This is a genomic window from Acinetobacter sp. YH01020 (genome assembly GCF_013420275.1).
Classification (GTDB): domain Bacteria; phylum Pseudomonadota; class Gammaproteobacteria; order Pseudomonadales; family Moraxellaceae; genus Acinetobacter; species Acinetobacter amyesii.
This window is the reverse complement of the sequence record NZ_VOYN01000062.1, coordinates 1-17,772: the sequence shown is the minus strand read 5'-3', so window position 1 is coordinate 17,772 and position 17,772 is coordinate 1. Positions and strand designations below refer to the sequence as shown.

The window sequence follows — 17,772 nt, the reverse complement described above, 5'->3', positions numbered from 1 at the left end:
TTGTTCCATTTTAGAGATTTGTTTAAGATAAGATATAACTCATTGAGATGTGTCATAGTATTCGTCGTTAGAAAACAATTATTGTGACATTATTTCAATGAGTTATCTATTTTTGTCGTGTACAGAGGCCGGCATTTTAAGTTTGGGGCATGGTTTGTACTTTGCCTTGGGCGGCTATGCCTTTGGCATGTATCTCATGCGTGAGGCGGCAGGCGATGGCTTACCCGACTTTATGCGCTTTTTGAGTTGGACTGAGCTACCGTGGTACTGGATGGGTACTGAACATATCGTGTGGGCATTGGCTTTGGTGGTTTTAGTTCCGGGATTGATTGCCTTCATTTTTGGCTTCTTTGCCTTCCGCTCAAAAATTAAAGGCGTGTATTTTTCAATTATTACCCAAGCCATGACCTTTGCTGCGGCGCTACTGTTTTTCCGCAATGAAACAGGCTTTGGCGGTAACAACGGCTTTACCGGTTTTAAAACCATCTTAGGTATGGATATTACCTCTGCACCAATGCGTGCAACCTTGTGTTTCCTCACGGCACTGACTTTGCTTATCTGTTTTGTCGGTTTACGTCACCTGATGAATAAACCCTATGGTCGCGTACTTGGTGCAATTCGTGACAGTGAAAACCGTTTGCAATATTTAGGTTATCGCACCTTATGGTACAAGCTCTCTGCATGGGTCTTGTCCGCTGTGATCGCAGGGATTGCAGGCGCTCTGTATGTCCCTCAAGTCGGTATTATTAACCCGAGTGAAATGAACCCTGTCAATTCGATTGAAATGGCGGTGTGGGTGGCTGCAGGGGGGCGCGGTACGCTGATTGGCCCAATTTTGGGTGCAGGTTTAATCAATGGGGTGAAGACCTATTTCACGGTGGCTTATCCAGAGGCATGGCTATTGATTTTAGGTGCGCTGTTTATTGTGGTAACGATATTCTTGCCAAAAGGTGTGATTGGGTTATTAGAGCGGTTTAAAAAGGAGCGCAGCGAATGAATGATCAATGGGTTCAACCGCATGGCGGTCATGCTGCTGAAGGTTATGGACGACCAAAGGAGCAGGGTGCGGATTTCAGTCACGGCATTGCCTTGTATTTAGAAAAAGTCAGTGTCTGGTTTGATTCTTTCCGTGCATTAAATGATTTGTCGTTATATATCAAAGAAGGTGAGCTGCGCTGCATCATTGGTCCCAATGGTGCAGGCAAAACCACGCTGATGGATGTGATTACGGGTAAAACTCGCCCAACAGAAGGTTCGGCTTTTTTTGGGCAAACCTATGATTTGGCAAAAATGAGTACAGAGCAAATAGCTGAAGCCGGAATCGGTCGTAAGTTTCAAAAGCCTACTGTATTTGAAAATTTTACCGTGATGGAAAACCTGTTATTGGCTGCGCCGAAAGATAAACGGGTGAAAAAGAGTTTCTTCAGCAAACTCGATCCAGATGCGCAAAACGCCTTGGACGAATCTTTAGCACAAATCCGCTTAGAAGAATTGATCCATAAACCGGCAGGGCTGTTGTCACATGGTCAAAAGCAGTGGTTAGAAATAGGCATGCTACTGATGCAGCGCCCAAAGTTGATTTTGCTGGATGAACCTGTAGCAGGAATGACCGATGCTGAAACAGAGCGTACCGCAGAGCTGTGTTTAGAGTTGAAAAAGAACCATACCCTTGTTGTGGTTGAACATGACATGAGCTTTATTGACACCATCAGTGAAAAAGTCACCGTGTTGGCGCAAGGTGCGATTTTGGCCGAGGGTACATTGGCCGAAGTCCAAGCCAATGAAGATGTCATTGAAAAATATCTTGGACGTTAAGGAGCAGACCATGTTAGAAGTCAAAGACGTCAATCAGTTTTATGGTGGCAGTCATATTTTAAGAGATGTGACATTTGCCGCTCCCGTGGGTGCGTGTTCAGTGGTGCTCGGGCGAAATGGTGTGGGTAAAACCACCCTCTTAAAATGTTTAATGGGCATTTTACCGATCAAGTCTGGGCAGATCTTACTGGATGGCAAAGACATTTCTAAACTGAGTCCAGAGCAACGTGTACGTGAAGGCTTGGCTTATGTACCGCAAGGACGGGACATTTTTTCAACCTTGACCGTTGAAGAAAATATTTTGATTGGGATGGCAAAATTTAAAGGCGCTAAAACCCGAAAAGTGCCAGAACATCTCTATGAGATTTTCCCCGTATTGGATGAAATGAAACATCGTCGAGGTGGAGATTTATCTGGTGGTCAGCAGCAACAATTGGCGATTGCCCGTGCGCTCGCTTCCGAACCACGGGTATTGATTTTAGATGAACCGACCGAAGGCATTCAGCCGTCGATTATTAAAGACATTGGTCGTGTGATTCGTCAGTTAGCCGATAGCGGAGAAATGGCGATTGTTTTGGTTGAACAGTTTTATGATTTTGCAGAAGAACTGGCAGATGAATATACCGTGATGGCGCGGGGGCAAGTGATTGCACAAGGTGTCGGTAGTGAAATGCCCAAAAAAGGCATTCGGGAACTGGTGGCGATTTAGGTTGTTTAATACCCTCTTTTGCTCCATATTTTGGGGCAAGAGAGGGGGGAGGTATTTTACTCACGGCTGTAATGCTTAAAGGGAGGAAATTTTTATGTGGATTAAAGTTCAATGTTTTCAGGCCAAAGAAAATAGCCACCATATTGATTGGGCTTGAATTCTCCTCCAATGAATTTACCTGAATCTGTAAGCGTATGCTTACCTTCTGCTTTTTCTTCAAGTAACCCTTTACTCACCAATAGTTCTAATAATTCAGGGGTTTTTAATTTGTGCTTTGCGGCGAGTTTTGAACTGGTTAATTTAGATTGTAAAAGTGATTCTTCTTCAATTTTTTCAATATTAGGTTTTTCTGCTTTCACCTCATCTAAAGTAATGCGTACTTCATCGCTGATGCGAATAATACGTTGGGCTTCTTCATAGGCATCTTTAAAGACTTCATCATCTTCGTATTTACGAACTAAAATCCCCATTTCATTGTTATTTACTTGGCTAAACTCATAAAGATTTAAACTTGAAATAATGCATTCACCTTCATTTAAATAGCACTTTGCATGCAAATTTTTACAAAAGCTCACGCGTACATAATCCAGTTTTTGCATCCATTTTATTTCATCTGGATGTAAGTCACTTTTACCGTAGACAATACGAATATCAATTTTCATACGGTCTTTATCTTCAAGAAGCTCTTTAATACGGTCATTTAAACGTAAATAGGGGCTGATTAAAATCAAACGCTCTTTGGCATTTTTGATTAATTCTTCAAGAAAGAAGTTAGTGCCACTGGTATTTAAGAATTTTGCCATTTATCCCCCTGATTATTTTCGATAATTTTAAATTTTAGCGCATAAAATTCATACTGTGGAATAATTCGCTTTTAAACTTTAGACATGCATTCGTTTTTTGAAAGCAGGTGATTTAATTGAACTGGCGATAAGCATAGGAAGGGTGAATTACTTAGGATTTCAGCAGGAATAGATTGGGAAAAGAATGAATTGAATAAATCAGATGAAATACAAAAAATTGTATAATTATCGCTCAATAAAAGTTAATCTTAACTAAATACATAACAAGAAGATAAGAATATGGACGCGATATTATATTTGATCCCACCGAATGATTTGGAAACACTGATTTTAGAAGCAGAAACCCCTCAAGATGTCTTGGATTCACCCTTTGTACAACACTCCTTTTTTTTAGGGGAGGCATGGCAAGAGTTGAATCCATTATTAAGCGTGAACAGGGATTCAGCTGCGGCACTGAATTATGCCATTCAGGCAGAACATCCATTGTCAGAGCGACGACCGGGACTGAGCCTTGCAGTGCATTACAATACTGTAGTTCGCGTTGCAGAAATCCATCAGGCATTACAACAGTTAAGCGTGGATGAAATCAAAAAACGTTATTTGGTCACGATTGCAGAAACCGCACCTGAGCAAGAGCTCAAATTGGCCGAATTAAAACTGCTTTTTTTACAGTTACAAGACCTTTATCGTGATGCGGCGCGTCATAATTTATCGGTGCTGAGTGTGATTCAAGATGGTATTCGTTTGGATAAATTACCATAAACACAGCTCAACACGGGCTATAACTGAAGTTGCATCAGGACGAGATCACGCCATTCACCAAACTTTTGTCCCACTTCAGGCATATAACCTGTTTGCTTAAAGCCTAATTTTTTGTGTAGGGCAATCGAGGCGCTATTGCCGTGGTCAATGCCTGCAATCATGACATGCATATTTTGGCTTTTGGCATGCTGAATCAGATGTTCTAATAATTGCTGACCAAGACCGAGTCGAGCATAGTTTGGGTCAATATAAACAGAGTGCTCAACAGTATGTCGATAGCCAGCAAAATGACGGAATGAACCATAGTCAGCATAACCCGCGATTTGATGCTGTTCTTGATCTTCAATCACCACAAAAGGAAAATTTTGCTTTTGAAAATCCAGCAATTTCTGTTGAAAAGAGTCAAGGGTATAAGCTTGATCATTCCATGTCGCAAAGCCGTTGAGAACTTCATGATTATAGATTGCGAGAATGGCCGCTAAGTCTTGAGGAATTGCAGGTCGAATGAGAAAAGACATGCGCAAATTTCTGATAAAAATAAAGTCAATTTAAAAACTTAGGCAGAAAAAAAGCAAGGAGATGAACCTTGCTTTTTTCTTCATAGTGTTCTGAGTCGAACTTAGAAGTGGTATTTCACCAATGCGCTGACATCGTTTTGGTCTACGCCTTTAATACCAAATTTGTTGTTCCAAACTGAATGTTCGATACCAACATATAATTTAGTTTTTGGTGAAATGTGTTTACCCAGATTCCATTTGTACTGAGATGTCCAGTTTAATTCACTTGCATGGTCTGCTTCAGCAGTAGACCAGTCTAGGAAGGCATCTGCTAAAAACTCTTCTGAACCTAATTTGAACGGCACTGCATAAGTGATTGTCATTTGATAATCATCTTTAGTCTTGTCGTTTGCCGCTTTATAGAAGTTCACATTTGCATATTGTGTATATGGAATATCGAGAGAGAAACCTACACCGTACAAGAAGTTGTTAAATTCAGAGTTGTGGTGATCGTAACCCGCATTATGTTCCCAAGTCGTTGCAATCAGAACGTCTTTGATCGGACCCATAGAAAGGTCTTTACTAGAAACTTCACCTAAGCTTAGACGTGGCGCTAATTCTGCATAAGTTGATTGATCATCGTTACCATCCAATTGTTGGTCAACGAAGAAGAATACATCTGAATACTTCAGTTTCGCTGCATATTCGGCTGTGATCGTTGTACGGTCTTCAGTACCAACTTCATAGTTTTCACCATATAAGCCAGTTAAGCTGAAATCTTGCCATACGATAGGTGAAGCTTGAGTGAAAGCAGCAGCAGATGCTAATGCACATGATGCAACGATTTGTGTAAGTTTCATTAAAAAATATCTCCCCCCGAGAAGCACTGAAAGCATACAGATTATTAAGCAAAAATAAAGCCAAATTTTACTCAACGGCAAAATTGTTTTGTAATTTGAAGGGGAAATACGCTGTGAATGATCAATGACGGTAAAAGCGAGATTTTGAGTTTGAATGGAATTGTGCAAATAGATGGTGGACGTCGAGGAAATGCACAAAAATATGACCCAAATCAATTAAAACAATGCAAATCTACAATAAAGTCTTACTTTTTGTATGGATATTAAAAAAATATCAAAATAGCACTTGCAAAATTCTAACTTAAGACCGATATTCGAAGTATAAGGACACGGATCTGCAGACTCTAAAGTGTTCATCATTCAATGTGGAGGACGACGTTCCATACAAAGTTGAAGATGGTCATTGCTGTAACATTTACAGCAAATGTAACGTGCCAAGATAATAAGTTTTGCACAAATTTTTATAGCTAATACAGATAGATATGAGGATGATATTATGAACATTGAAATCCGTACAGATAAAAACATTATAAACAGTGATCGACTAATTACATACGTTCGTGCAGAACTTAATGAAGAATTTCAGCGCCATAGTGAACGCATTACCCACTTCTCGGTGCATTTAAGTGATGAAAATGGGGACAAGGGCGGCAGCGATGACATTAAATGTATGATTGAAGCGCGTCCAGCGGGTTTGAAGCCTGTCGTGGTCAACCATCGTGGTCATAATGTAGATACAGCTATTCACGGTGCAATTGATCGACTTAAACGTAGTCTTGAACATGTGTTCGAAAAGAAAGAGAACCCACGCAGTACGCAACCTGCTTTTGCTGAAGCAGATGACAGCGTAGACGACGAATAAGTCTCAAAATTTAAAAAAAGCCCTGCGGGGCTTTTTTTGTGTGTTTTGTATTTTGTTTTACATGAAATTCAAACAAACGCAGCTTTATTCGGCATAATAGATCAAAATAAATTGAAGTGAGCTTTCCAGATGTTAACAGCGCAACAACAGCTTTTTGTGCAAGCGTTAGAAGAACAAGATCTTGCACAGGTGCAACGCCTGTTGGCAGATGGTCTTAATCCAAATTTTATCGACTTTGAAAAAGGACCTGCGGTTTCTGTATGGTCTGATGGTTTGTTTAAATGGTGGGAAATGGTTTGCGAAGCATATGAAGCAGGCCAACCTTTAACAACAGAACAGAAAACACAACATTTAGACGTACATATGCAAATCTTGGAAGCGCTGATTCAAGCCAAAGCCAATGTGCATTTATGGGATGCTGAAGAAATTTATGGTCCATTATGGGACGCCGCGAGTGCAGCATGTGTCCCTGCGGTACAGCGTTTATTGGATGAAAAAGTGAATCCAAATATGATTGATAGCGATGGTTTAACCATTTTATCGTCGATTAGTGAATTATTTTTTGACTGTGATTTTGACGCGGTAAATTGGTCAGAAGCATTGGAAGAAGAAAAACAAACCTTGGAGCTTTTGCGTAGCCATGGCGCAAAAATGACCAAGGAATTAGCATAATTGTGAGTAAAAACATGACTGTATTTAAAGTTTTAAGCATTGCAACATTATCTAGTTTGAGCCTGTCTGCATTTGCGGCGGATTTTTCATTTGACCGTCCGGGCGCGGGTATGGGCACAGGCATTACCCCTGTAGGTCGTTTGGCATGGGAACAAAGTTTGCCAGCAGCGAGCTATAGTGAAAGTCGTGATGAAAATGGTGAAAAAGTAAAAAACACCACTTTAAATGCAGATATGTTGTTCCGTACTGGTTTGGCAAAAGATTTGGAATTGCAATTGGGTTGGCAAGGTCCGGCATGGTCTAAAACCAAAGTTGCGGGTCGCTCAGTTGAAGACGATGGTTTGGGTGATGTCAGCATTGGTCTGAAAAAAGCCATTGATTTGAATGATGAGAAATTGTCGATGGCTATTCTTGCTGAAGCGATTATTGCAACAGGCAATGAAGGTTTTAGTGCTGAGGACGATATTTATAGTCTGACTTCCGCTGTGGCTTATGATTATAGCGATACAATTGGGACTTCAATGACCATGCGTTATGAAGTTCAAGATGGTGATTGGGCTGTGAGTGCCATTCCAGGAATGGAATATCAAATTGCGGGTAATTTATCGGGTTTTTCTGAGCTGGTTTATCGCAAAGCAGAGAGTACGGATCAGGAAGTGTCTTTGGCTTCCGGTCTAACGTATGCCGTTTCGGATCGTATGCAGTTGGATGCGAGCGTCGGTCTAGAACTCACTGGCGGTCATAAAAATTATCAGTCAGGTTTGGGTGTATCTTACCTGTTCTAAAAAAACCTAAATTTTAAAACGTATAAATACAGACTGAGGATGAATTCAGCTGAATGAAACAATGGACTTATGTTGCGGCAGCGGCTGTGCTGTCGTTCAGTATGGGCGTCTCTGCTCAGGATGCATTACTTTCAGCTGAAGATGCTTTTCCTTTCTCGGTCGTCTCCGATCGTGCAGATCAGGCGGAGCTGAGTTGGGATATTCCAGCGCATTATTATCTGTATCAGCACAAAATAGAGGTGAAGCAGGGCAATCAAGTTTTGGCTTTGGATTTGCCTGCTGCTGAGGATTTAAAAGACGATAACTATGGTCATACGCAGGTGTATTACCAACAGTTGAGTTTTAAAATTCCAACTCAAAAACTGCAGACTTATCAAGTCAGTTGGCAAGGCTGTGCCAAGGATCGGGTGTGTTATCCACCACAGAGCATCAGCTTTGAAACGGATGCTTCTGGTTTGGTCACACAGCAAAATCTTACCAGTCCAAATAAACGCTTACTCGATTTTGCAGCAGAAAATACTGCCGAACAGCCTACGGCGAATCGTTTAGATCAGCAGCGGGCAGATAATGCTGCACTGGCTTCTGATCGCTATACCGCAAGTGACCAAATGTGGTCTGAAAAATTAGCACAAAGCTCCATATTTTATGGCCTTTTCCTGTTTTTTGGCTTGGGTTTTTTGTTGGCCTTTACCCCTTGTTCATTGCCAATGCTGCCGATTTTAACCTCACTGATTGTCCGCGACAGCCGAGGTTTAAAAGCATGGATGATTGCACTGACTTTTGTCACCAGTATGGCGATGGTGTATGCCATTCTCGGCTTGGTGGCGTCGTCTGCAGGTTTGAATTTCCAGCGTTGGTTGCAACAACCCTCGACCTTAATTGCCTTTAGCGTACTCTTTGTGGTTTTTGCCCTGAATTTATTTGGTTTATTTGAACTGAAATTGCCACGCAGTTGGGTCAATCGCTTAGACCAAGCTCAGTCGATGCAAAAGGGCGGTAGTCTCGTTGGCGCTGGGGTCATGGGGATGATTTCAGCATTACTGGTCGGTCCTTGTATGACAGCACCGTTGGCAGGCGCATTATTATTTATTTCCCAAACCCAAAGTCAGTGGCAAGGTGCGTTATTGTTATTCACCCTCGGCTTTGGCATGGGGACCCCGCTATTGTTGGCCAGTGTCCTTGGCTCACGGGTATTGCCTAAAGCGGGTTTGTGGATGAATCAAATCAAGGTGCTCTTTGCTTTCATTATGTTGGCATTGGCTTTGTATTTTATTCGACCATTGATCAGTGAAGCTTGGTTACAGTGGTTATCCCTTGCTCTGGGTCTGGTGTTTAGCGCTTATGTGCTTTGGCGCATTTTATGGCGCAGTACTCAGCTCAAATGGTTGTATATCTTGGTGTTCTGTGCCGCCGTACCTTATATTGTGTACAGTCAATATCAACATAGCCAACGTTTTTTAGTCGAAGAAAATCAACAACAAAGTGCTTGGCATGTGGCACATACAGCGGAAGAGTTTCAACGTTTATTAAGTGAAATTCCTCAAGGTCAATCCGCAATTATTGATGTCTATGCCGATTGGTGTGTGGCCTGCCAGCCGATTGAACATAAAGTTTTAAAATCGACAGTAGTGCAACAGGCTTTGGCACCGTATTATTTAATTAAGTTGGATTTGAGTCAGTATGATGCAACCCATCAAGTACTGCTTAATCAATGGGATATTTTAGGGCCACCGACCTATTTATTTTTAGATACAGCGCATCAAGAGATACGTGGACTGCGTTTGACGGGCGCTTTTAGTGAGAAAGAATTGCTAGCGCAATTGGAAAAATTTAAATCGCGTGGAGAATAAAAATGATGCAATTATATATTGCCAATAAAAACTATTCGACGTGGTCTATGCGACCGTGGTTGGTGTTACACGCGTTTAATTTACCCTTTCAAGAGATCTTGATCCCTTTTTCTGAAGAAGCAGATGGCGGAGCGTTCAAGCAGCAAATGTTAGCCCTACATGCCAATGGCAAGGTGCCCCTACTGCAACATGACGCTGTGATGATTTGGGACTCATTGGCGATTTGTGAATATTTGGCAGAGCAGTTTCAAGAGCTTCCACTGTGGCCCAAAGATCCCACACAACGTGCATGGGCACGGAGTATTTGCGCGGAAATGCACAGTAGTTTTATGCAATTGCGTAGCTTATGCAGTATGAATCTGCAGGCGGATTATGGTCGTCATGGTCAGATATTATGGTCCGAACATGCTGAATTGCGTGCTGAAGTGACTCGAATCGAGCAGATTTGGTCGAGTCGTACTGTGGTGGATGGCTTTCTATGCGGTGAGTTTAGTATTGCTGATGCGTTTTTTGCACCCGTGGTAACACGTTTACAGACCTTTCAGTTACCCTTGAGTGACAACACACGTCGTTATATGCAAAAGATTTTGCAGCATCCTTCTGTGGAGGCATGGATCACGGCTGCTCAACAGGAACAGCCAGTCCGTCGAATGGAACAGTATCCACGTTAAAAGCTCAACGACGCATCTGAGCTGTAGAAAAGTTTTAAACCAAATGGCTAAAGCTTTGTTGTTCGGTGTAGGCCATCACCATGTTGCGGCCACCAGCTTTAGCTGCATATAGCGCCTGATCTGCATGGGTCAGCAATTGTTGCGGTACCAATTCTGGCGTAGAAATCGCAATGCCAAAACTGGCTGTCACATGAATTGACTGACCATCATGTCCCCAAATTTCAAGCTGCTCAATGGCTTTTCGACAGCGCTCTGCAATGAATATCGCTTGTTCTAAGTTAGAATTTTTTAGCACCAAAATAAACTCTTCCCCGCCAAACCGCCCAACCACATCACTACCGCGTAAATGTTGGTTTAATACTTGGCTGACGAGAATCAAGGTTTCATCGCCTTTATCGTGTCCATATTCATCATTGATGCGTTTGAAATGGTCTAAGTCCAATAAGACCAGTGCATATGTATCTGTTTTAGCACTATCGAGCTGTTCCAAACATTGATTGATACTGCGTCGATTAAATAAATTGGTCAGTGGGTCGACTTGACTAAGTTTTTGAATCAGATGCTCTCGATGACGCCATTGGCTGAGTAAGATTTCAAATAAAGCCAAACAGGTTAATAAAATAGGAACAATGAAAAAGATCATTGAGAAGAGCCAAAAACTATTTTGATAGCCATAGGCATGAGGTTGAAAAATCGGGGCATAGGGGATAATGCCGCGGATGCTTAAATACATGCAAATAGATAAAAAAATCGTGGCTGGGATCAGCATGCTATAGACGATTTTTCGTGTAAATAGTACCAATCCAACGGTCACAAGGCTCACGTAGGAGATCATGGTGGCTGGACTCATAACGCCAATTAAATAACCATCACGACATAAAGAAATGACGAATAAGCCGACCGAAAGATAAGGTAAAATTAGCTGAATCTTGGGATTATCTTTTCCAGCATAGCAAGGCCAAATCAGGAGGACCATTAAGCAAAAAAAGACGATATTGGTCCACAATTGAGAGTGGATGAGATCAAGGTTAACCCACTGCCAAAGTTCTGGCGTGACATAAACATAAAATTTCCAAATGATCCAAAGCAGATGAATGGCTGAGCCAAGCATCAGCATGAGCATACACTTTTTCAGGATACTCCAATTCATGACCACTTCATCTTCCAGCAAATACTGGGCGATTCTATTGCGGAGGATCATGTCACGTATGCTTGATTTCACCGTCATCCTGTGTCATTGCCCTGTTCGAGTTATCAGTTTTTTTCTTAAAGTTTATATAGATATCATTTTATAGGCTTACATTAGCATGAAAATTTACACTTGATAACGGTCAAGAACCGCTCAGTAATTTTAAATTTTTTGCGAGTTCAAAATGATTGTTCTAAAAATAAAACATAGTGTCATAAGGATCGGGATTATTCTATTTATGAAAAGTGATTACACTAGGCTCAAGTTAATAACAACAGCTTTAGGTTTTAGTCATGAAAATTTTGCATATTGATTCAAGCATCATGGGCGACGCTTCAGTTTCACGTCAACTCAGCGCTGAAATTGTACAACAGTTACAGCAAAAACATGGTGATGCTGCACAGGTTCAACGTCTCGATTTAGCAGTACAGCAGATTCCACATCTCAGCAGTGAAATTTTGATGGGTCAAAATGCAGAACAATCGGCTTTAGGCGAGCAGTTGTTACAACAATATTTAGATGCCGATGTGGTTGTGGTCGGTGCTGCTATGTATAACTTCGGTTTGCCATCAACTTTGAAAGCGTGGATTGACCGTATCAGTGTTGCAGGTCGTACCTTTAAATATACAGAACAAGGTCCAGTGGGCTTGGCAGGTGACAAAAAAGTCTATATTGCCAGCAGTCGTGGCGGTGTGTATGGCGATAACAGCCCTGTAGATTATCAAGAAGGTTTATTAAAAGCCGTGTTTAATTTTACGGGTGTCAGCGATATTGATGTGATTCGTGCCGAAGGTGTCAATATGGGACCAGATATGAAAGCACAGGCAATGGCGACAGCTCAGGCTCAAATTCAAGCCATTTAATTGATTGACATTTCCCTCTTAGGTCAGCATCTGCTGACCTTTTTTTATGGTGACTTTGATCCGTTTCAGGGAATTAGTTTTCAGGGATTAGTCCTGATCCAGTCGGTGTGCAAAATCGGCTAAATCACTCAGCGCACGTTGTCCTTCTTCAAACCAAGAGCTAAACATTTGGAAGTTATGCCACATGCCAGTGTACAGCTTAAATTCGACATCTAGGCCAGTTTCTTCTGCTTTGACTTTAAAGCGCTGCGCATCATCCAATAAAATTTCTTTAGAACCTACTTGAATATGAATCGGAGGCAGTCCTTTGAGCTCGGCAAAAAAAGGCGAGACCAATGGATCAGCTCGATCGACCGAGCGTGGTACATAATAATCAATGCCTGTTTCGAGGGCTTCTATGCTTAACAGCGCATCATGCTTACGGTTATAGCGTAGGGACTCACTGCTCAGCGTCAGGTCTAAAAACGGTGACATCAACACCAAACCACTGACTTGTGGAAGTTGTTCCTGTTGAATTTTAAGGGCTAAGGCAAGCGCTAAGTTTGCACCACAAGAGTCGCCTGACAAAATAATATCTTTGGCTTGAATCCCTTGATCTAATAACACCGCATACACATCAAAAAGGGCATCGAGTGCTTCAGGAAACTGTGCTTCTGGGGATAAAGGATAATCCAAATGTAACACTTGCATTTGCGTGCGTGCGGTAACTTGAGTCAGAAACGCCCGATGTGTGTTCATCGAACCCAAGAAAAATGCGCCCCCATGAATATGAAAAATTAATTGGGTCGATGCCTGTTGCGGTTTGATTTCTTCGGCTTTTAAGCCGGCTAAGCGAATCGGGCGAATTTGTACATCCGGGTTTTGGGGAAATGCACGACACATTTGTTCCAAAGCAAAACGTAAAGTATTGGGCGGTAAATTGAACTGGCTCGGCCCACGAATTGTTGTTTTTAAAATGCTTTCTGTAATCAGTTGTTTCGTCAGTGGCGATATCTTCATTGTCTTTCCATCTTTTTCTATTTTAGGAATCGTGTGAGCATATTTACCAACACAAATTACAAGGTTACACTAAACGGTCACATACAAAAATTGATAAATTGTTGTGACTTTTGGATACTAATGTCGTCTATATCAGACCAGGGAAATAAACAAAAATGAAAAAAATTGCACTAGCATTAGGATTGATGAGTTTAGCCGCATTTGCAAATGCTGCAGACCCGCTAAATGGTACAACTTGGAAAACCATTGATGATAAAACCAAGCAGCCAAAAGCGATTGTAAAATTCACCGAGCAAAAAAATGGTACGCTTTCTGCGAGCATTCAGTCAGTTTTGACACCAGGTGAAGAGAATGCATGTAAAAAATGTGAAGGCCCATATCACAACAAATCATTAAAAGGCTTGCGAATTGTGACCGGTCTTAAAAATGTTGGTGGTACAAGCTATGAGAGCGGTTCAATTTTGGATCCTCAATCAGGTAAAACTTACAAGTTAAAAGGTCAATTGGCTGATGGCGGCAAAAAATTAGAGCTTCGCGGCTTTATTGGTGTTGCTGCTTTAGGTCGTAACCAAACATGGATCCGCGCCAACTAATTTGACGTGATTCCAACAAAAAGCCTGACGATGTCAGGCTTTTTTTATGACTGCTTGCTCAGTCAAAATTGAACAAGGGCAGTGCATGAGTGTGATGAAAACATTTATTTCAATGCACGGTAAGCGTTTTCATCATAGCCAACCAATAAGTCGCTACCTGTATCCAGTACTGGGCGTTTAATCATGCTGCTATGCGCTGTTAAGCACTGAATCAAATTTTCTTCACTGGCTAAGGCTGTCTGTTGCTCTTCTTCACTGAGTCTTTTCCATGTGGTGCCTTTTTTGTTGAGAATCACATCAGCACCTTTGGCATCGAGCCATTTTTTTACGGTTTCAGCATCAATCGCTTGTTTTTTATAGTCATGAAATTCGTAGGTCAGGCCTAATTCGTTGAGCAAGTCGAAAGCTTTTTTCATGGTATTACAGTTTTTGATGCCATAAATTTTAAGCATGAACAGGTGTCCTCAATTATTCAAAACAATATGATAAAAAATACAATTCAGCATTATCCTACAGGCTAATTCATCAATGCTCAAAGCCCGATCGTGATGTGGATTGAGAAATAAATGTTTTGCTGTAAAAGTCGCATGCTGTAAATATTAGGCATTGTCATCAAAACGACATTTTGGTCTTTTAGAATAGCCTACAGAACAAAACGAATCAGAAAAGAAAGCGCTGCGATAACAAGAAAATTCAGCCTAAGGTTGCACGGTCAGAAGTAGAAATAAAGCGAGAATAAGAATTTGCTGTGCAGATCGAATTTTTAGCTGTTTTATTTGGGGGAGTCTAGAGATGCGAGGGCTAGAAAAGAGAAAACCCGCATTTAATCATCCTGATCATGCGGGTCTCAGTCCAACGTCCATTGTCACATCCTTGAAAACAAGCTAAATCATTTAGTTTGTTTTTATACTTCCTTCGGCGTCCAATCCTTTTGTGTCATCCTGACATGTCCCTTTGCCGTGCGACCATAATGCTACGTTCGAGTTGTGAGATAAATCCACAAATTCGTCATGTAATGTGAGAAATAACCTCTAATTGGGTAAACAATTGTTCACTCAATTAATTGCTGAAAGCTTAAATTTTATAGTCAATAATCACTGGGGCATGGTCGCTAAACCACTCATCTTTGAATACCCAAGCATTGACTGTACGTTCTTTCCAGTCTGGCGAACATGCATGGTAGTCAATACGCCAACCGACATTTTTGGCACGTGCTTGTCCTCGGTTAGACCACCAAGAGTAAAGCTCGGCTTCTTTACGTACCTCACGGAAGGTGTCGACATAGCCAAGTTCATCATAAATATGATCGAGCCATGCACGTTCATGCGGTAAGCAGCCCGAAGCCTTTTGGTTCCCAGACCAATTTTTAATATCAATACGTTTATGCACGATGTTGTAGTCACCGCAAACAATCACTGACTTATTTTCAGCACGCCATTGCTTCAAAATTTGTTGATATTCGCCTAAAAATAGGTCTTTGCGCGCCTGAGCTTCTTCACCCGATGAACCAGAAGGCAGGTAGAGCGAGCAAATATGTGCAGTTTGTCCAAGTCCTAAATCGAACTCAGCAGAAATAAAGCGGCCTTGAGTGTCTGCCAATTCAAAACCTAAACCATCTGTCACTGAAACAAAAGGTAGGCGGCTATAAATCGCAGTACCGGCATAGCCTGGGCGTTCTGCAGGGAAAAGGTGTGTAAACCAACCTTCGGGTTTAAATTTATCGGTCCATTGTTCATGGGTAATGCGGCTTTCTTGCATGCAGATGACATCGGCATCTGAAGTTGCCATCCAGTCAAAAATACCTTTTTTTTCAGCGGAACGCAGACCATTCACATTAATTGAAACGACACGTAAAATTTTTTGATCACTTGGATAGCTACTCTTTGGTATCATGCTCAGGTTTAACCTCAAACTTAAAAAATGGAGCACCTCATGACAGCGCAAGCGGCATTTAATCCACAAGCTTTTATCGAACTGGCATTATCACGTGGTGTGCTTAAATTTGGTGAGTTTACTTTAAAATCGGGTCGTGTGAGTCCTTATTTTTTTAATGCGGGTCTTTTGAATGACGGTGAAGCATTGTCGTTATTGGCTTCTGGCTATGCAGCTAAATTAACAGAATGCGATAATGTGGAGGTGGTCTTTGGCCCAGCTTATAAAGGTATTCCATTTGTAGCAGCAACGGCTGTCGCACTGTCACAAAACCATGGTGTGAGTGTACCTTGGGGCTTTAACCGTAAAGAAGCGAAAGACCATGGTGAAGGCGGTGTGCTTGTGGGTGCATCAGTAGAAGGCAAAAAAGTCTGGATCATTGATGATGTGATCACTGCAGGTACTGCGATTCGTGAAGTAGTGACTATTCTGAAAAATGCCGGTGCACAAATTGCGGGCGTATTGGTGGCGCTAGACCGTCAAGAAAAAGGTCAGGGCGATTTGTCTGCGATTCAAGAAGTACAAAAAGAGTTAGAAATTCCTGTACATGCTTTAATCACTATGAAAGATTTAATGACTTTCTTAGATGCAAAAGGCGAAACTGAAGCCTTGGCGAAAATGGAAGCGTACCGTGTGAAATACGGCATCTAATTTTTCGGGATTTCAAAAGGCAGCTGAAGCTGCCTTTTTTACGTCTTTAAATGATGATTGTTGCATCTAACTAACAAAAAACGTGAAATATTGCTTAAAAAGTAGGCGTTAAACGTGAAGAATCAATAAAAAGCCGTCTCAGTGCGCTATTTACTGAAACGGCTTTAGTTAAAGTATTGATACTTATAGAAAATTTAAAGAATTTCGTATAACGTTTATTATGTTAATTTTAGGGAAATTTAATAAATAGAAGACTTTCATTATGAATTCCATCAGAACTTTTATTATTTTAATACATTTTACTGCTATATGTGGATGTACTGACTCTTCAGAACCTAGGTCTAAATCTTTATCAGAAAAATCGGATATTGAATATTATAAAGATATATCAAAATCAGGGGATTTAGTGACTTGGGGGATTTCATCGGATTTAATTATAAAAACAGTTGTAGGTGGTAAAAAGAATATTGAGCAAGGCATAGTTTTAAGTAACCCTTTTCTTGGGCAGTTTCCTATTAACTTCATTCCTACAGTAGAAATACTAAATGACGATGATAAAATTGAGAACGTTGCCGATTTTCAAAAGCCTATGCAATTTAATCTACTTTTGAATAATGCTAAGAATATAAAAATTAATAACTTTTATGATAGGAGTTATCAAGATCAAGTAAAAGTGCATCTACAAAATTTCAGTACACTTGATCCCATATCTTTTAAATATAAACGAACACCAAGAGAATGGATAAACTATTTAACATCACATAAATTTGTAAAATATGAAGATTCATTTAAAAAATTTGATTTAGAATGTTATTCAATAAATTTGGATTCTGATATTTCTTATCATTGTTTAGGTCATGCATCAGATCCATACCATTCTGAATTTTTAATGACAATTAATCGTAATCTTACAGACCAAATCGTAATAACCACAAAATCTGAAACACCTCTCTATCCTAACGTGAATATTGAATGGAGAATGCCTTATGAATCATTAAAAGATTGGAAAGCTGTAGATCAAAATATTTGGCGTTTATTAAAAGCTTGGAATGCTAATCAATAGAGTAACTATCGCAAAACTTCCACTATTTTTGAGTCTATTTAACATAATAGAGGTTATACGAAACGTGTATGTAAGCCCAAAGTAGAAATGTCCGGTTTCTCCAAAGTAAAAATGTCCGCTTTTAGAATATGCACTTTTGCAATTTTCTTAGCGGACGGTTTGATATGTTGGTGTCTATGTCGGATAAAGAACTTAA

Annotated in this window: 20 protein-coding genes; 13 read left to right on the top strand and 7 right to left on the bottom strand. The window is 40.8% G+C overall.

Going from position 1 to position 17,772, the window contains the following annotated elements; genetic code table 11:
- The first annotated feature begins 97 nt into the window (after positions 1–97).
- The 3 genes from urtC to urtE are packed head-to-tail and all read left to right on the top strand — an operon-like array spanning position 98 to position 2,524.
- A complete protein-coding gene (gene urtC / locus FTT85_RS16290; protein ID WP_373886903.1) occupies positions 98–997 on the top strand; it encodes an urea ABC transporter permease subunit UrtC in 900 nt (299 codons plus the stop codon).
- The gene (gene urtD, locus FTT85_RS16285) at positions 994–1,815 is read left to right on the top strand and encodes an urea ABC transporter ATP-binding protein UrtD (protein ID WP_168379685.1); all 822 of its coding nucleotides are present in this window, start codon (positions 994–996) and stop codon (positions 1,813–1,815) included. The genes urtC and urtD overlap by 4 nt, the downstream gene beginning before the upstream one ends.
- Positions 1,816–1,825: 10 nt before the next feature.
- A complete protein-coding gene (urtE, locus tag FTT85_RS16280) occupies positions 1,826–2,524 on the top strand; it encodes an urea ABC transporter ATP-binding subunit UrtE (protein ID WP_180041421.1) in 699 nt (232 codons plus the stop codon).
- Positions 2,525–2,625: 101 nt separating this feature from the next.
- Here urtE and FTT85_RS16275 read toward each other — a convergent pair whose 3' ends face one another.
- The gene (locus FTT85_RS16275) at positions 2,626–3,327 is read right to left on the bottom strand and encodes a phospholipase D family protein (protein WP_180041422.1); all 702 of its coding nucleotides are present in this window, start codon (positions 3,325–3,327) and stop codon (positions 2,626–2,628) included.
- Positions 3,328–3,606: 279 nt separating this feature from the next.
- Here FTT85_RS16275 and FTT85_RS16270 point away from each other — a divergent pair, with 279 nt between their 5' ends.
- The gene (locus FTT85_RS16270) at positions 3,607–4,089 is read left to right on the top strand and encodes a DUF1877 family protein (protein WP_180041423.1); all 483 of its coding nucleotides are present in this window, start codon (positions 3,607–3,609) and stop codon (positions 4,087–4,089) included.
- 17 nt (positions 4,090–4,106) lie between these two features.
- On the opposite strand, the gene FTT85_RS16265 is transcribed toward FTT85_RS16270, so the two are convergent.
- Together FTT85_RS16265 and FTT85_RS16260 are read right to left on the bottom strand one after the other, a co-directional pair.
- A complete protein-coding gene (locus tag FTT85_RS16265) occupies positions 4,107–4,607 on the bottom strand; it encodes a GNAT family N-acetyltransferase (protein ID WP_180041424.1) in 501 nt (166 codons plus the stop codon).
- 101 nt (positions 4,608–4,708) lie between these two features.
- Positions 4,709–5,446, bottom strand: a complete 738-nt coding sequence (locus FTT85_RS16260) for an outer membrane protein OmpK (protein ID WP_180041425.1) — start codon at positions 5,444–5,446, stop codon at positions 4,709–4,711.
- 496 nt (positions 5,447–5,942) lie between these two features.
- Between FTT85_RS16260 and FTT85_RS16255 the strand changes: the two genes are divergently transcribed.
- The 5 genes from FTT85_RS16255 to FTT85_RS16235 all read left to right on the top strand — a co-directional run bounded on the left by FTT85_RS16255 (position 5,943) and on the right by FTT85_RS16235 (position 10,286).
- Entirely contained in the window at positions 5,943–6,308 is a 366-nt protein-coding gene (locus tag FTT85_RS16255; RefSeq protein WP_078190593.1) for an HPF/RaiA family ribosome-associated protein, read from the top strand.
- A 129-nt stretch (positions 6,309–6,437) separates the two neighbouring features.
- Complete coding sequence (locus FTT85_RS16250; protein WP_180041426.1) at positions 6,438–6,980, top strand: ankyrin repeat domain-containing protein; 543 nt, start codon at positions 6,438–6,440, stop codon at positions 6,978–6,980.
- Positions 6,981–6,994: 14 nt separating this feature from the next.
- Complete coding sequence (locus tag FTT85_RS16245) at positions 6,995–7,765, top strand: transporter (protein ID WP_180022329.1); 771 nt, start codon at positions 6,995–6,997, stop codon at positions 7,763–7,765.
- A 53-nt stretch (positions 7,766–7,818) separates the two neighbouring features.
- Complete coding sequence (gene dsbD, locus FTT85_RS16240; protein WP_180135465.1) at positions 7,819–9,615, top strand: protein-disulfide reductase DsbD; 1,797 nt, start codon at positions 7,819–7,821, stop codon at positions 9,613–9,615.
- Positions 9,616–9,617: 2 nt separating this feature from the next.
- Positions 9,618–10,286: a glutathione S-transferase family protein gene (locus tag FTT85_RS16235; RefSeq protein WP_180170909.1), complete on the top strand. Its 669-nt coding sequence runs from the start codon at positions 9,618–9,620 to the stop codon at positions 10,284–10,286.
- A gap of 34 nt (positions 10,287–10,320) precedes the next feature.
- On the opposite strand, the gene FTT85_RS16230 is transcribed toward FTT85_RS16235, so the two are convergent.
- On the bottom strand, positions 10,321–11,487 hold the full coding sequence (locus FTT85_RS16230) for a GGDEF domain-containing protein (protein WP_228145159.1): 1,167 nt from the start codon (positions 11,485–11,487) through the stop codon (positions 10,321–10,323).
- Between the two features lie 281 nt (positions 11,488–11,768).
- Between FTT85_RS16230 and FTT85_RS16225 the strand changes: the two genes are divergently transcribed.
- The gene (locus tag FTT85_RS16225; RefSeq protein WP_180183982.1) at positions 11,769–12,338 is read left to right on the top strand and encodes an FMN-dependent NADH-azoreductase; all 570 of its coding nucleotides are present in this window, start codon (positions 11,769–11,771) and stop codon (positions 12,336–12,338) included.
- 87 nt (positions 12,339–12,425) lie between these two features.
- Here the strand turns inward: FTT85_RS16225 and FTT85_RS16220 are convergent, their stop codons facing one another.
- Positions 12,426–13,337 (bottom strand): alpha/beta hydrolase, encoded by a 912-nt coding sequence (locus tag FTT85_RS16220; RefSeq protein ID WP_180183981.1) that lies wholly within the window; start codon positions 13,335–13,337, stop codon positions 12,426–12,428.
- 155 nt (positions 13,338–13,492) lie between these two features.
- Between FTT85_RS16220 and FTT85_RS16215 the strand changes: the two genes are divergently transcribed.
- Positions 13,493–13,930 carry a DUF2147 domain-containing protein gene (locus FTT85_RS16215; RefSeq protein ID WP_078190586.1) on the top strand — a complete coding sequence of 146 codons (438 nt, stop codon included), beginning with the start codon at positions 13,493–13,495 and terminating at the stop codon, positions 13,928–13,930.
- A 104-nt stretch (positions 13,931–14,034) separates the two neighbouring features.
- Here FTT85_RS16215 and FTT85_RS16210 read toward each other — a convergent pair whose 3' ends face one another.
- Together FTT85_RS16210 and FTT85_RS16205 are read right to left on the bottom strand one after the other, a co-directional pair.
- Positions 14,035–14,382: a Spx/MgsR family RNA polymerase-binding regulatory protein gene (locus FTT85_RS16210; protein WP_168379696.1), complete on the bottom strand. Its 348-nt coding sequence runs from the start codon at positions 14,380–14,382 to the stop codon at positions 14,035–14,037.
- A 622-nt stretch (positions 14,383–15,004) separates the two neighbouring features.
- Entirely contained in the window at positions 15,005–15,823 is an 819-nt protein-coding gene (locus FTT85_RS16205; protein ID WP_168379697.1) for an exodeoxyribonuclease III, read from the bottom strand.
- A gap of 39 nt (positions 15,824–15,862) precedes the next feature.
- Here FTT85_RS16205 and pyrE point away from each other — a divergent pair, with 39 nt between their 5' ends.
- Both pyrE and FTT85_RS16195 read left to right on the top strand, forming a co-directional pair.
- The gene (gene pyrE, locus FTT85_RS16200) at positions 15,863–16,513 is read left to right on the top strand and encodes an orotate phosphoribosyltransferase (RefSeq protein WP_078193224.1); all 651 of its coding nucleotides are present in this window, start codon (positions 15,863–15,865) and stop codon (positions 16,511–16,513) included.
- 262 nt (positions 16,514–16,775) lie between these two features.
- On the top strand, positions 16,776–17,576 hold the full coding sequence (locus tag FTT85_RS16195) for a hypothetical protein (RefSeq protein ID WP_180049729.1): 801 nt from the start codon (positions 16,776–16,778) through the stop codon (positions 17,574–17,576).
- Positions 17,577–17,772 lie beyond the last annotated feature (196 nt).

Coding starts and splice junctions, on each gene's coding strand:
- FTT85_RS16265 (WP_180041424.1), bottom strand. CDS start 4,607: ATGTCTTTTCTCATTCGACCTGCAATTCCTCAAGACTTAGCGGCCATT.
- FTT85_RS16250 (WP_180041426.1), top strand. CDS start 6,438: ATGTTAACAGCGCAACAACAGCTTTTTGTGCAAGCGTTAGAAGAACAA.
- FTT85_RS16220 (WP_180183981.1), bottom strand. CDS start 13,337: ATGAAGATATCGCCACTGACGAAACAACTGATTACAGAAAGCATTTTA.
- pyrE (WP_078193224.1), top strand. CDS start 15,863: ATGACAGCGCAAGCGGCATTTAATCCACAAGCTTTTATCGAACTGGCA.
- FTT85_RS16215 (WP_078190586.1), top strand. CDS start 13,493: ATGAAAAAAATTGCACTAGCATTAGGATTGATGAGTTTAGCCGCATTT.
- FTT85_RS16210 (WP_168379696.1), bottom strand. CDS start 14,382: ATGCTTAAAATTTATGGCATCAAAAACTGTAATACCATGAAAAAAGCT.
- urtD (WP_168379685.1), top strand. CDS start 994: ATGAATGATCAATGGGTTCAACCGCATGGCGGTCATGCTGCTGAAGGT.
- FTT85_RS16225 (WP_180183982.1), top strand. CDS start 11,769: ATGAAAATTTTGCATATTGATTCAAGCATCATGGGCGACGCTTCAGTT.
- dsbD (WP_180135465.1), top strand. CDS start 7,819: ATGAAACAATGGACTTATGTTGCGGCAGCGGCTGTGCTGTCGTTCAGT.
- urtC (WP_373886903.1), top strand. CDS start 98: ATGAGTTATCTATTTTTGTCGTGTACAGAGGCCGGCATTTTAAGTTTG.
- FTT85_RS16230 (WP_228145159.1), bottom strand. CDS start 11,487: ATGATCCTCCGCAATAGAATCGCCCAGTATTTGCTGGAAGATGAAGTG.
- FTT85_RS16260 (WP_180041425.1), bottom strand. CDS start 5,446: ATGAAACTTACACAAATCGTTGCATCATGTGCATTAGCATCTGCTGCT.
- FTT85_RS16255 (WP_078190593.1), top strand. CDS start 5,943: ATGAACATTGAAATCCGTACAGATAAAAACATTATAAACAGTGATCGA.
- FTT85_RS16205 (WP_168379697.1), bottom strand. CDS start 15,823: ATGATACCAAAGAGTAGCTATCCAAGTGATCAAAAAATTTTACGTGTC.
- FTT85_RS16195 (WP_180049729.1), top strand. CDS start 16,776: ATGAATTCCATCAGAACTTTTATTATTTTAATACATTTTACTGCTATA.
- FTT85_RS16245 (WP_180022329.1), top strand. CDS start 6,995: ATGACTGTATTTAAAGTTTTAAGCATTGCAACATTATCTAGTTTGAGC.
- FTT85_RS16275 (WP_180041422.1), bottom strand. CDS start 3,327: ATGGCAAAATTCTTAAATACCAGTGGCACTAACTTCTTTCTTGAAGAA.
- FTT85_RS16270 (WP_180041423.1), top strand. CDS start 3,607: ATGGACGCGATATTATATTTGATCCCACCGAATGATTTGGAAACACTG.
- urtE (WP_180041421.1), top strand. CDS start 1,826: ATGTTAGAAGTCAAAGACGTCAATCAGTTTTATGGTGGCAGTCATATT.
- FTT85_RS16235 (WP_180170909.1), top strand. CDS start 9,618: ATGATGCAATTATATATTGCCAATAAAAACTATTCGACGTGGTCTATG.